Raw genomic sequence first — 13,537 nt, 5'->3', positions numbered from 1 at the left:
CGGTGCCGCGGACCCGAGATGCGTCGATACCCCCAATTTGTGGGACGTCATGCCCGATCCCGCCGCCGGGGGCCGCCTCGCCGTCCGCGGGCAGGTGCCGAACCTGCCCAATATCGGTCATGCCCGAGGCGCCCGCCGCTTGTCACGATCGCAGGGCCCTCGGGACCGAGGGACATGCGAGTGCGGGGACGTGAAGCACATGTGTTCAACCACCACCAGTCGGCGCCAACCGGTCCCAGGCCGACTACGGCGACACATCGTCAGGGTGTTGTTCCCCATCATCGCCCTGGCGGCCCTCCCCGCACTCGCGCCAATCGCGCCACCCGCCCAGGCGGCCGCCGGAGCGATCACCTTCGTCGACGCCGCCAGCACGGCGGGCAACCGGACCGCCCACACGGTCCGCGTGCCCGCGAGCGTTCGGGCCGGCGACGTCCTGCTGATGGCACTCACGACGAACTCGACCGCGAGCACGATCGCCGACCCCGGCGCCGGGTGGACCGAGGTCGCCGCGCGCGACGGCGACGGCATCCGCAGCCGGCTGTGGACCAGGACCGCCACCGCAGCCGACGTCGACGCCAACGTCACCGTGACCACGAGCGCCTCCGCCAAGTCGGTGATGACCGTCGCCGCCTACCGCAGCACCGGTGCCGACCCGGCGGTGGTGGGCGTCGCGGGCGGCTCCAACACGGCCGGCACCAGCCACGCCGCCCCGGCGGTGACGGTCGCCGACCCCGGCTCCTGGGTGGTCAGCGTCTGGGCGGAGAAGTCGTCGACCGACACCACCTGGACCTCGCCCTCCGGCGTCACCCGGCGCAGCTCGGCAGCGGGCACGGGGACGGGAAAGATCAGCGGCATCTGGGACGACTCGGCCGGCGCCGTCCCCACCGGGCTTGCGGCCGCCCGCTCCGCGACCACCAGTACGACGGCGTCGCGCACGGCGACGTACTCCGTCGTCATCAGCCCGGGGAACCTGCCGGACAACCCGCCCGACGCCGCGTTCACGGCCAGCTGCAGCGGCCTCGTGTGCTCCTTCGACGCCTCCGGCTCCACGGACCCCGACGGCGACGCCCTGACCTATGCCTGGACCTTCGGGGACGGCAGCACGGGCTCCGGGAGGACCCCCGAGCACACGTACGCCACGGCGGGCCCACGAACGGTCACCCTCACGGTGAGTGACGGGACCAACGACGACACCGCGACGCGGCAGGTCGCCCCGGACGTCGCGGTGACGGCGGGACAGGTGACCTTCGTCGCCGCCGCCAGCACCGCCGGCAACCGGCCCGGCCACTCGGTGACGATCCCGGCCGCCGTCGAGCCGGGCGACCGGCTGGTCCTGTTCCTCGTCACCAACTCCACCTCCAGCACCATCGACGGCGCGCCCGCCGGGTGGGACCTGCTGCAGTCGCGCGACGGCAACGGCATCCGTGGGCTGGCATGGACCCGCAGCGCGACCGCCGCCGACGCCGGGCGGACCGTCACGGTCACCGGCAGCGCCTACGTCAAGTCGGTGATGACCGTCGCCGCCTATCGGAGCACCGGACCGGCGGAGGTCGGAGCGTTCGCGCTGGGGGGTGCGAACGCCCCGGCCTCCAGCCACACCGCGCCCGCGACCACCGCCACGCAGGCCAACTCGTGGCTGGTGAACCTGTGGAGCGAGAAGTCCACGGATCCGACGACCTGGACCCTGCCGGCCGGGACGTCGAGCCGCAGCCAGGCGACCGGCACCGGGACCGGGAAGATCAGCGGGATCCTCGGTGACAGCGACGGCGCCGTCCCCGTCGGTCCGCTGGCCGGCCGCACCGCCACCACCAGCACGTCGGTCTCGCGGTCGATGATGTTCTCGATCGTGCTCGACCCGGGCGTCGACGGCACCGGGACCAACGAGCCTCCCGTGGCGGAGTTCTCGACCGGCTGCGCCGGGCTCACCTGCGAGTTCGACGCCGCGCACTCCTTCGACGTCGACAAGGACCCGCTGACCTACAGCTGGCAGTTCGGGGACGGCCAGACCGGGACGGGCGTCAACCCCGAGCACACCTACGCCACCCCCGGCACCCGGACGGTGACGTTGACCGTCGACGACGGCCACGGCCACGTCGACCAGGCCACGAGCAGCGCGAGCGCCGTCCCCCCGAACCCCGCGCCCGGCCACACCGCGCTCGTCCCCGACACCCCGCGCACCAACCAGCCGACGATCACGACCGGCGAGATCTGGGACATCGAGGTCGTCGGCAACCGCGTTTACGTCGCCGGGTCGTTCACCTCCATCCGCCAGCCCAACAACGGCGCGACGATCAACCAGGCCTACCTGGCGGCGTACAACTGGAGCACGGGGCAGGTCGACACGACCTTCCGGCCGACCTTCACCAACGGACAGGTCGACGCCGTGGAGGCCTCGCCCGACGGCACCAAGCTGTACATCTCCGGCAACTTCGGGACCGTCAACGGGCTGAGCCGCAAGGCGATCGCGCGGATCAACCCGACCACGGGCGCGCCGATCGAGGGCTTCACCGCCAACGCCAACGGCAAGGTCAACGAGCTGGCCGTCACCAACTCGACGGTGTACGCCGGCGGGCGGTTCAGCACGATCAACAACGTGCCGCGGGGCGCGCTCGTCGCCGTCGACGGCGTCACGGGTGCGGTCCGCTCGGACTTCGTCAACAACATCACCGGCGGCATCGGCACCAACGGCGAGCTCGCCGTGCAACGACTCAAGCTGACCCACGACGAGGGACGCCTGCTCGTCGTCCACACCGGTCGGCAGGTCAACGGCAAGGACCGGTACGGCATCGCGATCATCAACACCCGCACCAACAAGCTGACGCCGTGGAGGACGACGCTGTGGGAGGACAACCTCCAGTTCGTGGGCGGCATCCAGCGCATCTACGGCGGTGACATCGCACCCGACGACTCGTACTTCGTCGTCACCAGCGGCTCCGGCGGCGACCGCCCGCCGATCAACGACACCGTCATCCGCTACGACTTCGACGACGACGACACCAACGCCCAGCCCACCTGGATCTCCCGGCACTTCGACTCGGTGTACTCCGTCGCCGCGACCGAGGCCGGCATCTACATCGGCGGCCACTTCCAGTGGGCCGAGTCGGCGACGGCACCGGTCCCGTGGCCGGGCCTCGACGACGTCGGCTACGGCACCGGCCAGGGCCTGTCGGCGTACGCACTCGGCGACGCGGTCGTGAAGCGCTTCCACCTCGCTGCGCTCGACCCCGCGGACGGTCACGCACTCGAGTGGTTCGCACCGTCCAACTCCTACGAGGGCGACAAGCACATCGAGGCCACCCCGCGCGGGCTGTTCGTCGGCGGCGACGGCAACACGAAGGGCAGCTACAACGTCGGGCGCATCGCGTTCTTCGACTTCAACAACGTGCCGGCCCAGAACGGCACCCAGACGGTGATCACCGCCCCGATCGAGGGGCGGATCGAGCCGGTGGACGAGGAGTTCGAGATCACCGGGACGGCGACGGCCGCGAGCGGGATCCAGCGGGTCGAGGTCGAGGTGATGGACCGCACGTCTAACCGCTACCTCGCCGACGACCTGACGACGTGGGGCTCCACGGCCACGAACACCTTCGACGCCGTCCTCGACCCCGGAACTGGTACGTCGCGCACGTGGCGCCTGCCGCTCACCATGAACGCCAACCGCGAGCTCATCGTGCGGGCGAGGGCGGTGGCCGGCAACGGCACCGCCGACAACACCAAGGCGGCCAAGAAGTTCGAGACGTTCGGCACCACCGACCGGACGCCGACCACCAGCATCACGGGACCGCCCAGCCCGCAGAGCCAGCTCACGTTCACCATCACCGGCACGGCCTCCGACGACTTCGGCGTCAACGGCGTCAGCTTCACGCTGCGCGACACCCGCGGTCGCTACCTGCAGGACGACGGGACGGTGTCCGGCACCTACAACACCTTCCAGGTCGAGCCCGACGTCGTCGGAGCGACGAGCACCACCTGGTCCTACGAGATCACCGTGCCGTTCGAGGACGAGTGGTGGGCGCAGGCGAGGTCGAGCGACACGGCCGGCCAGTCGTCGCTGGACACCGCGGACCGGCGGTGGATCGTGACCGAGAACGGCCAGGCGCCGACGGTCTCGATCACCCAGCCGGCCAGCATGGTGCCTCCCACGACCGCACAACCGGTCACGGTGAGCCCCGGCAGCCCGATCACCTTCGCGGGCTCCGCCAACGACGACGAGGCGCTCAACGAGGTCTCGATCACGCTGCGCAACAACTCCACCGGGGAGCGGCTCGCCTCCGACGGCTCCTGGGGCACCGGCGTGATCGCCGGCTCCTACCGGGTCTCGCCGGTCAACCTCGACCAGGCGAGCTACAACTGGAGCTACACGACGCCGTTCGACCTCAGTCCCGGCAGCTACTCGTTCACGGTCACCGCCGAGGACCAGATCGGGCTGGGCACGCCGTCGAGCATGCAGGGCCGACTCACCGTCAACGCCCAGATCCCCGGCGACAGCCCACCCAACGCGACGATCACGCCGACGGGGACGATCACCGGTCAGCAGGTGCTCGCGCTCAACCTCGCCGGTGCCGCGACCGACGACAAGGGCGTCGCCCGGGTCGGCATCGCGATCCAGGACCGGGACACCAGCCGCTACCTGCAGCCCGGAGGCACGATGGCCGCCGCGTTCGCCACGCTGGACGCCACGCTGGCCAGCCCCGGTGCCACCAGCACGTCGTGGAGCCTGGCGGTCTCCCTGCCCAGCCAGGGCGACTGGGCGGTCACGGCCTACGCCTATGACACCGCCGGGCAGCAGGACCCGTCGACGACCGGCGCCACCTCGCGCTACCCGATCTACCCCGGCGACCAGCCTCCGGTGCTCAACGAGGCACTGCTCAACCCCCTCGAGGGCACCGAGTTCCTCGACGGCAAGATCTTCGTGAGCGGCCGCGCCGAGGACGACCAGGCCATGCAGCGGGTCGAGGTCGGGATCGTCAACTCGCTCGGCCAGTACATGAGCTCCACCGGGACCTTCACCAGCACCACCGCGAGCTGGCGTACCGCCTTCCTCAACAGTCCCGGGACGCCCGGCTCCAACTTCTCCTTCACGACGCCCGTCGTCCCGCCGGGCAGCTACACGGTGCGGGTGCGGGCCATCGACCAGCACAACTTCGTGAGCGTGGTGTACGAGCGCCACGTGACCGTGGTCCACCCGCCCAACAACCCGCCGGTGGCGAGCTTCACCGCCAGCTGCACCCGCAACGTCTGCACCTTCGACGCTCGAGGCTCCACCGACGAGAACGCCACCGCCCTGACGTACTCCTGGAACTTCGGCAACGGCACCGGGAGCGGACCGGTCGCGACCCGGACGTACACGGCGGCCAACACCTACACGGTGGTCCTCACGGCCCGTGACGAATGGGGGGTCACCGCGACGGCCACGCAGACCGTCACCATCGCGGTGCCGGCGGACAACCACGCGCCGACCCCGGTGCTGAACGCGCCCGCGTGCGCGGGCCTGTCCTGCAACTTCTCGGCCGTGGGCTCGGCGGACCCGGATCCCGGCGACGCGATCACCTACCGCTGGGACTGGGGCGACGCGACGCCGGCCTCCACCGCCTCGTCCACCTCGCACACGTTCCCGGCCGCCGGGACCTACACCGTCTCGCTGACCGTCACCGACGGGTGGGGAGCTCCGGCCACCACGACCAGGGTCGTGACCGTCGCCACCCCGTGACTGTCCCAAGGGGGATAAACAACGCTGGAACGCGTTATCGGTTACGGCACCGAGAACACCAAAATTGGGTACGTTCCGGCGTTCGACCACCGGCGTGCGCCGCCGCGCGCATAATCCCTAGACGAGAGGCCGCTGGGACGGGCCTCGTCTCGCCTACGTGGGGGTGGGTCTCGAATGAAGAGCCGTCACTACTTTGCACAGGGGGTACGGCAGCGGGAGGGACACACTCCGCTGTGGTGGCCGGTCGCGCTCGCGACACTGATGCTCCACCCGTATGTCGTCCTGCTCCTGGACGGCACCGGGGCGGATCCCGCTGCCCTCGCGGCGCACATCTGCATCGTCCTCGCGGATCTCGTCCTCCTCGGCAGCGCCCTGGTGCTCGCCGTCGACGCCCGCGCCGCCCACTGCGCCATGCGCGCCAACCTGGCCACGATCGCCACCCTGGTCGCGGTGCAGGACCTGCCCCTGGCGATCATCGCGGTCGCGGACCCGACACGCAGCGGCTACGCGCACCGGATCACCTCCGGACACCTGATGACCGTGCTGGTGGTGGGGCTGCTCGTCCGCGCCGGTGGCCGGAGCGGGCGCCCGCCCCGGAGCAACCCCCTCGTGGCCGGCCTCGTGCTCGGGCTGCTGACACTCGCGGTGCGGCTGGTGCTGCTGATGACCGACGCCACGCCGTACCTGCGGGTCGGCGACCTCTTCGACGCGGCGCTCCTGGCCACGATCAGCCTGTTCACCGCGGCAGTCTGCATCGGGCTGATGCGCTCGCCGCTGCCGCCGTCGGCGTCGAGCAGGATCAGCATCGGTGTCGCGTCGCTCTTCATGGCGCGCCTGTGGGCATCGGTGACCGAAGCCCCCCTCCCGCCGTTCGTCTCGATCGTGGGCGTCACCCTCTCGAGCGCGATCCTCGCGACCACGTCGATCGCGCTGCTGCTCGAGACGCTGCGGCTGCGGGAGGTCCGTGAGCAGGACCTGCGGCAGCGCGCGGCCATCGCCGAGGCCACCGTGCGGCACGACCGCGAGGTCGTCCACGAGGTCCGTGCCGCCACCGCCGGGATCGTCGCGGGCGTCCACCTGCTGGCCAACGACCGGCTCCCCCCGGGACCGCGGCGCCGGGCGCTCCAGCACATGGTCGACGTCGAGGCGGCCCGGCTGGATCGGCGCATGTCGCACGCCGAGGTCCAGGAGATCACCGTCCTCGACCTGGACGACCTGATCGCCCCGCTGGTCACCGCCCACGCCGCGCAGGGCCACGAGGTGCTGTGGACGGCGTCCGGCCTGCAGGCCGTCGGCCGGTACGACTCCGTCACGGAGATCGTCAACGTGCTCCTCGTCAACGCCGCCCGGCACGCGACGGGGCGGGACACCGCGATCCATGCTGCCTGCACCGGCGACCTCGTCGAGATCTGGGTCTCCGACCGCGGTCCCGGCCTGGCGCCCGACGTCCGCGACCGTCTCTTCGAGTGGGGGGCCCGCACGGCGGACTCGCCCGGTCAGGGCATCGGCCTCCAGCGCGCCCGCCGACTGGCGCAGGAGATCGGGGGCGACCTGCGCCACGTGGAACCCGGGACACCGGGTGCCGGCACGTCCTTCGTCGTCTCCCTCCGCGCTCCCGCACGCGCGACCGAACGCAGACCACGTCTCGGCCAGGCTGTCGGGATGACGGGATGACGGCGGCCGGCCTCGAGACTCGTGTCACGATCATCGACGACCATGCTCTGTTCGCGGAGTCGGTGGCCATCACCCTCGAGGCGGACGGCTACCACGTCCGGAGGATCGACCTGACGACGCCGCACGCCACCCTCGCCAGCGTCCTCGCAGCAGCGCTGCGCGGGCGGCCACGGGTCGTCCTGCTCGATCTCGAGCTCGGGCAGGTCGGCGACGGGATGCGGCTCATCACTCCCCTGGCCGGAGCCGGCATCGTCGTCATCGTCGTGACCGGCAGCGTCGAGCGGACCTGGCGCGGGGAGTGCGTACGACGCGGCGCCAGCGCCGTGCTGGCCAAGACCAGCCCGCTCGAGGACGTCATCACCATCGTGCGCCGCGCCCGCGACGGCCTCCCGCTGATGACACGCGAGGAGCGCCACCACCTCCTGGCCGAAGCAGTCAACGGGCACGAGGAGGATCGCGAGATCCGGGCCCGCCTGGAGCGCCTGACCCGGCGCGAGATGGAGGTCCTGGGCTCCCTGATGCGAGGCGCCCAGGTGCGGGAGATCGCCCGCGAGAGCGTGGTGTCGGAGGCGACGGTCCGGACCCAGGTGAAGGCGATCCTGGCCAAGCTCGAGCTGAGCTCGCAGCTGGCCGCCGTCGGTGCCGCCTACCGCGTCGGCTGGCGGCCTCCGGGCGACTAGGCGTGTCGCGCCACTCCTGGCACCGCGGTCACCTTCCCGCATTTCGGGCATGCGGGTGCCCCCTCCGAATCCTAGGGTCGGAGCGCGCCCATCACTCGTTCCCACGGAGCTCCCCATGCGACTGCTGCTGGTCTCCTCGTCGGGAGGACACCTCGCCCAGCTGATGTGCCTGCGCTCGTGGTGGGAGAAGCACGACCGTCACTGGGTGACCTTCAACACCGAGGACGCGGTCGCCAAGCTCCAGGGCGAGGACGTGACCTGGGCGCACCACCCCACCACGCGCAACGCGAAGAACCTCCTGCGCAACGCAGTGCAGGCGCGGCGCGTGCTGAGCCTGACCCATCCGGACGTGATCGTGTCGACTGGCGCGGCCGTCGCCGTTCCCTACTTCTGGATGCACAGCCGGCAGCGCAGCTCCACGGTCTACCTCGAGGTCTACGACCGGGTCGAGACGCCCACGCTGACCGGGCGGCTGTGCCGGCCCGCGACGGACCTGTTCCTGGTCCAGTGGCAGGAGCAGCAGCACCTCTACCGCTCGTCGGTCGTCGTCGGGGAGCTGTGGTGATGTCCGCGCGTCCGCTCGTCGCCGTCGTCGTCGGCACGGACCACCACCCGTTCGACCGGCTCGTCGGGTGGGCCGCCCGGCTCCATGCCGAGGGCCGCTACCGGTTCCACGTGCAGCACGGCTCGACGCCGCTGCCCGAGGGCCTGCCCGGGAGCCGGATGCTCGACTCGACGGAGCTGGTCTCGCTCCTCGACTGCGCCGACGCCGTGGTGACCCACGCCGGTCCCGGAAGCATCATGGACGCGCGCGACCGCGGCCACGTCCCCGTCGTGGTCCCGCGTGACCCGCGGCTCGGCGAGCACGTCGACGACCACCAGCTCCGGTTCGCCCGGTTCCTGGGCGCCCGCGGCGTGGTCACGACCGCCCACGACATCGACCAGCTCGCCGCGCGACTGCACCTCGCCGCCCTGGCGGGACATTCGGTGCCGGCGCGGCGCAGGGACTCCCCGACCCTTGCCCGGTTCGAAGCGATGATCGAGGAGCTGGTTCGCAAGTGACCGTCGTCGAGGCCCGCGCCCTTGCGATGCCCGCGACCGCCGGGCGCGAACGGATGGCGCCGGTCGTGCACCGGGCGAGCCGGATGATCGCTGCCGGGGACGGCGCTGCCGCCGTCCTGGTCGCGGCGACCGCGAACGCCGCGCCCGTCGGCCTGCCCGCCGACGTCGGCGCGGTGTTCGTGCTGATCTGGCTCGTCACCGTCGCCGCGACGGGTGACTACCGGCTCCCCGGCACCCTGCCCGTGCGGGCGCGCCGGGTCGGGCTGGCCGCCCTCGTGGTGCCGACGCTCGTCGTCTTGGCCACGAGCCTCGCCCACCGCCCGCTGCACGCCGTCACGACGACGGCCCTGTGCTTCGCCGCGGCGTGCCTGGGGATGGTCTGCCGCGCGTGCCTGGCCTCGGCCGCCCGGCACGGGTTCCCGCTGGCCGGTCTCGTCCACCGCGTCGTCGTCGCCGGGTCCAGCGACAGCATCGCGAGCCTGCTCGCGCAGCTCGGCGAGGCCGACGCGGGCCGCTTCCAGGTCGTCGGCACCTGCGTCGCCGACGACGGCGCGTGCGCGGACTCGCCGGGACCCGTGACCCACGGGCTGCTGACCTGCACCGGACTCGCCCGCGCCTGCGACGCCGACGCCGTGATCGTGGCGCCGGACTCGTCGCTCAGCACGGCGGACCTCCGACGCTTCCAGTGGGCGCTCGACGAGGCGAGGCTGGAGAGCTTCGTCTGGACCGGCGTCCCGGCGCCGGCGTACGGACGCACCTCGCTCGACCGCGCCGCGCTCGCGCTGCTGCACGTGCGGCGCCCCCGGCGCTTCGGCGCGTCGCACGTGGTGAAGCTGGCCCTCGACCGCGCGGTCGCCCTGGTCGCGCTGGTGCTGCTCGCTCCGTTGGTCGCGGCACTCGCGCTCGCCGTGCGGCTGGACTCGGCAGGGCCGGCCTTCTACCGCCACACCCGGGTCGGCAAGGAAGACACCCGCTTCACGATGTGGAAGCTGCGCACGATGACCGTCCACGCCGACGCCGGGCAGGTGACGCTGGACCACGCCAACCAGGCCAGTGGTCCCCTCTTCAAGGTGCACGACGATCCCCGGGTGACCCGGATCGGACGGTGGTTGCGCCGCACCTCCCTCGACGAGCTGCCGCAGCTGCTCAACGTGCTGTGCGGCCAGATGTCGCTCATCGGTCCGCGGCCGGCCCTGCCCAGCGAGGTGGACCGCTACCACCCCGACGTCCGGCACCGGCTCGCCGTGCACCCCGGGATCACCGGACTGTGGCAGGTCTCGGGACGGTCGGACCTGTCCTGGGAGGAGTCGGTCCGCCTCGACCAGCAGTACGTCGACGAATGGTCGCTGCTGCTCGACGCACGGATCCTGGTGCGCACCGTCGGCGCCGTGTGCCGCGGTGGCGGCGCGTACTGACGAACGGTGCGAAAGTCACCCAAATTCGGGCATTCGCCGCGGCTCGTGGCGATGTCAGATGGAGCCGTGACGGCACGCAAGGCGCTCCTCTCCCTCCTCCTCGGCACCGCACTCGCGACGAGCCTGCTGGTTCCTGCGGCCTCGTCCCCGGCGTCGACCCCGGCGCGGGTCGCTGCGGTCGCCGCCCAGCCACCCGCCGCTGCCCAGACGGGCCGCATCGTCGACGACGACCCGGCGGGCTTCACGCCCCACGTCATGGACGGCGCCGTGTACTCGATGACGAGGATCGGCGACCTGATCGTGGTCGGCGGCAGCTTCACCAGGGTGCGCAACGCGGGCTCGTCGACCGACATCCCGCGGCGGAACCTCTTCGCGTTCAACGCCGCCACGGGCCAGGTCAGCACGTCGTTCGCCCCTGATCCCACCGGCACGGTCTACGCCCTGGAGCCCTCGGCCGACCAGCAGTCCGTCTACATCGGCGGCAGCTTCAGCTCCGCGACGTCGGCCGGCTCGGCGGTGAGCGTCAGCAACCTGTTCCGGGCCGACATCGTCACCGGCAACCGCATCCCGCAGTTCCAGACCGGCAGGCTGAACGGGTCCGTGCGCGACCTCGCCCTGAGCGGGAACCGCCTGTGGATCTCCGGCAAGTTCACCCACGTCCAGGGCACGGCACGCCGCGCGCTCGCGACCGTGAACGCCTCGACCGGCGCCCTCGATCCGTACTACGACCGGGTGATCGCCGGCGTTCACCGGGCCGGCTCGGTGACCAACGTGCTGCAGATCGCGATCAGTCCCGACGATGCGCGGCTGGTGGCGATCGGGAACTTCGACACCGTGGACGGCGTCCGGCGTCACCAGCTCGCCGTGCTCGACCTCGGCCCCGGCGCCGCGACCCTCGCCGACTACCGCACCACCCTGTACGAGTCGGCCTGCAGCTCGTCCTTCGAGACCTACCTGACCGACGTCGACTGGAGCCCGGACGGCACGTTCTTCATCGTGTCGACGACGGGCGCCTACGGCGGCTACTCCGCGAGCATGGCCGGCACGAGCGGGTGCGACGTCGTTGCCCGGTTCGAGCGCGGGGCCAGCGGCAGTGCCGTGACGCCGACCTGGACCGCCTACACGGGCGGCGACACGACCTGGTCCGTCGAGGTCACCGACGACGTCGTGTACGCCGGGGGCCACCAGCGCTGGCAGAACAACCCGGGGCGCGGCGACGCCGCCGACGAGGGCGCGGTGTCGCGCCCGGGCATCGCTGCGCTGAGCACGCACAACGGCCTGCCGTACTCGTGGAACCCGACCCGCACCCTCGGCGTCGGCGTGCGCGACATGGTCGCGACCGACCAGGGCCTCTTCGTCGGCTCGGACACCGACGTCTTCGCCGGCGAGACCCACCGGAAGGTCGCGTTCCTGCCCCTGTCGACCGGCAACCGGCTGCCGGCCCGCCGGGACGGCACCCTGCCCGGTGAGGTCTACCGGGTCGCGACCGCGCAGTCGCAGCTGCTGCGGCGCAGCTTCGACGGCAGCCAGGTGACGGCGTCGAGCGACGCCCCGAACGGGACCGGCTGGGGCACCGTGGTCGGTGCGTTCATGGTCAACGGGGACCTCTACACGGCGTACGGCAACCGGACCCTGACCCGCCGCTCCTTCGACGGCACGACGTACGGCGCACCGGTCACGATCAACACGGCGGACCAGATCGTCTACCAGGACGACTGGCACAACGGTGACGTCCCGCTGGTCACCACCCTCTTCTACGACCGGGGGTGGATGTACTTCACCAAGCTGGGCTCGAACCGGCTGTTCCGTCGCTCCTTCGAGACGGAGTCGGGTGTGGTCGGGCAGCAGCGCTTCTCCGTGGACTCGGTGCCCGGGGTGGCCTACGGCACGATGCGCGGCGCCTTCGTGGCCGACGGCCAGCTCTACTTCGCCTCGAGCGACGGCTCCCTCAACCGGGCCACGTGGGGCATCCACGGCGCCCTGGCGGGGACGAGCACGACCATCGCACCCAGCGGATCCGGATGGTCCTCGCGCGCCATGTTCCTCTTCCAGGGCGCCGCTCAGCCGTAGGCCGAGCCGGTCTGCGGCGAGCTCTTGATCGGCCGCAGGTTGGCTGCGGGGAGCCACTCCATGACCATCCGGCCCTCACGGTCGGCGTACATGACGTAGCCCTCCCAGCCCTTGTCGCCGGAGCGCCACTCGAGCACCAGCCCGGCGAGCTCGGTCGGCACGAAGGCCGGCCTCACCCATACGTGCCGAACCCCCGCCATGCGTCACAGAATAGAACATGTGTTCGAATGACGGGAAGGGGGCCGCGGGTCAGTTGCGGCGGTCGGCCGGGTCCGCCAGCGGGTCGTCCAGGACGTCGGTCGGCGTGGGAGAGTCCTCCGCCACCGGTCGCGGGTACGACGGCGAGCGGGTCGCCGTGGGGGCGGGCGCCGAGCCCTTCGAGCGCTTGGCGAACGCGAAGGCGGCCGCGGCGATCGCGGCGAGGCCGCCGGCGAGCAGCAGCTTGCGCCCGCGGTGGCTCCGCTGCGTCGGGAGGTGGTCGGCGACGCTGGCCGGGAGCCGGTCGACGACGGTGTCCGGCACGCGCTCGGCGGCGGCGTGGACGGCCGACCCGACCTTGGGCACCACGACCGTCTCGACGATGCCGCGAAGGTCGTCGGCGACGTCCTTGAGGTCGTGGGCGAGGCCCTGGGCGAGGTCTTGGGTGGCGTTCTTGCTCATGTCGATCCTCCTGCGTGGGTTCAGGTTCGCCAGAGCGGTACCCAAAGCGCGGAGGTCAACCCTGCCGGTGGTCGACGGTGCGGAGGTCAGCTGGCGACCAGGCCCGGGTCGTTCGAGCACTCGTTGCAGCGCGTGCGGCGCTCGTCGAGCTCCGGCGGCTCACCGAGCAGCCGGCGGTACCACCGCGTCTGCTCGGTCCGACGAAAGCAGCGAGGGCACCAGTCGTGCCTGACCCACGGTCCGTAGTCCTTCCCCATGGCCCTCAG

At 71.8% G+C, this 13,537-nt stretch carries 10 protein-coding genes; 7 read left to right on the top strand and 3 right to left on the bottom strand.

Annotated elements, in window-relative coordinates:
- The first annotated feature begins 268 nt into the window (after positions 1-268).
- The 7 genes from AC2YHB_RS12645 to AC2YHB_RS12615 all read left to right on the top strand — a co-directional run bounded on the left by AC2YHB_RS12645 (position 269) and on the right by AC2YHB_RS12615 (position 12,611).
- Entirely contained in the window at positions 269-5,710 is a 5,442-nt protein-coding gene (locus AC2YHB_RS12645) for a PKD domain-containing protein (protein ID WP_487354038.1), read from the top strand.
- Between the two features lie 261 nt (positions 5,711-5,971).
- Positions 5,972-7,384: a sensor histidine kinase gene (locus AC2YHB_RS12640; RefSeq protein WP_179651722.1), complete on the top strand. Its 1,413-nt coding sequence runs from the start codon at positions 5,972-5,974 to the stop codon at positions 7,382-7,384.
- The gene (locus AC2YHB_RS12635) at positions 7,381-8,064 is read left to right on the top strand and encodes a response regulator (RefSeq protein WP_036544920.1); all 684 of its coding nucleotides are present in this window, start codon (positions 7,381-7,383) and stop codon (positions 8,062-8,064) included. The genes AC2YHB_RS12640 and AC2YHB_RS12635 overlap by 4 nt, the downstream gene beginning before the upstream one ends.
- A 115-nt stretch (positions 8,065-8,179) precedes the next feature.
- Positions 8,180-8,629: a polysaccharide biosynthesis protein gene (locus tag AC2YHB_RS12630; protein ID WP_036544917.1), complete on the top strand. Its 450-nt coding sequence runs from the start codon at positions 8,180-8,182 to the stop codon at positions 8,627-8,629.
- On the top strand, positions 8,629-9,126 hold the full coding sequence (locus AC2YHB_RS12625) for a glycosyltransferase (RefSeq protein ID WP_179651725.1): 498 nt from the start codon (positions 8,629-8,631) through the stop codon (positions 9,124-9,126). Before AC2YHB_RS12630 ends, AC2YHB_RS12625 begins: the two co-directional genes overlap by 1 nt.
- On the top strand, positions 9,123-10,541 hold the full coding sequence (locus AC2YHB_RS12620; protein ID WP_179651727.1) for an exopolysaccharide biosynthesis polyprenyl glycosylphosphotransferase: 1,419 nt from the start codon (positions 9,123-9,125) through the stop codon (positions 10,539-10,541). The genes AC2YHB_RS12625 and AC2YHB_RS12620 overlap by 4 nt, the downstream gene beginning before the upstream one ends.
- A gap of 66 nt (positions 10,542-10,607) precedes the next feature.
- Positions 10,608-12,611, top strand: a complete 2,004-nt coding sequence (locus AC2YHB_RS12615) for a hypothetical protein (RefSeq protein ID WP_179651729.1) — start codon at positions 10,608-10,610, stop codon at positions 12,609-12,611.
- Here the strand turns inward: AC2YHB_RS12615 and AC2YHB_RS12610 are convergent.
- The 3 genes from AC2YHB_RS12610 to AC2YHB_RS12600 all read right to left on the bottom strand — a co-directional run bounded on the left by AC2YHB_RS12610 (position 12,602) and on the right by AC2YHB_RS12600 (position 13,528).
- Positions 12,602-12,772 (bottom strand): hypothetical protein, encoded by a 171-nt coding sequence (locus tag AC2YHB_RS12610; protein WP_179651731.1) that lies wholly within the window; start codon positions 12,770-12,772, stop codon positions 12,602-12,604. The two genes, AC2YHB_RS12615 and AC2YHB_RS12610, sit on opposite strands and share 10 nt — an antisense overlap.
- 88 nt (positions 12,773-12,860) lie before the next feature.
- Complete coding sequence (locus AC2YHB_RS12605; RefSeq protein ID WP_179651733.1) at positions 12,861-13,271, bottom strand: hypothetical protein; 411 nt, start codon at positions 13,269-13,271, stop codon at positions 12,861-12,863.
- A gap of 86 nt (positions 13,272-13,357) precedes the next feature.
- Positions 13,358-13,528 carry a hypothetical protein gene (locus tag AC2YHB_RS12600; protein ID WP_179651735.1) on the bottom strand — a complete coding sequence of 57 codons (171 nt, stop codon included), beginning with the start codon at positions 13,526-13,528 and terminating at the stop codon, positions 13,358-13,360.
- Between the last annotated feature and the right edge of the window lie 9 nt (positions 13,529-13,537).

The organism is Nocardioides sp. SRI_004 (genome assembly GCF_057586415.1).
This window is presented reverse-complemented; position numbering and strand designations above follow the sequence as displayed.

What these genes read in the sequence shown, in the direction of transcription:
- AC2YHB_RS12640 (WP_179651722.1), top strand. Translation starts at nt 5,972, where the DNA reads ATGCTCCACCCGTATGTCGTCCTGCTCCTGGACGGCACCGGGGCGGAT.
- AC2YHB_RS12635 (WP_036544920.1), top strand. Translation starts at nt 7,381, where the DNA reads ATGACGGCGGCCGGCCTCGAGACTCGTGTCACGATCATCGACGACCAT.
- AC2YHB_RS12630 (WP_036544917.1), top strand. Translation starts at nt 8,180, where the DNA reads ATGCGACTGCTGCTGGTCTCCTCGTCGGGAGGACACCTCGCCCAGCTG.
- AC2YHB_RS12625 (WP_179651725.1), top strand. Translation starts at nt 8,629, where the DNA reads ATGTCCGCGCGTCCGCTCGTCGCCGTCGTCGTCGGCACGGACCACCAC.
- AC2YHB_RS12605 (WP_179651733.1), bottom strand. Translation starts at nt 13,271, where the DNA reads ATGAGCAAGAACGCCACCCAAGACCTCGCCCAGGGCCTCGCCCACGAC.
- AC2YHB_RS12600 (WP_179651735.1), bottom strand. Translation starts at nt 13,528, where the DNA reads ATGGGGAAGGACTACGGACCGTGGGTCAGGCACGACTGGTGCCCTCGC.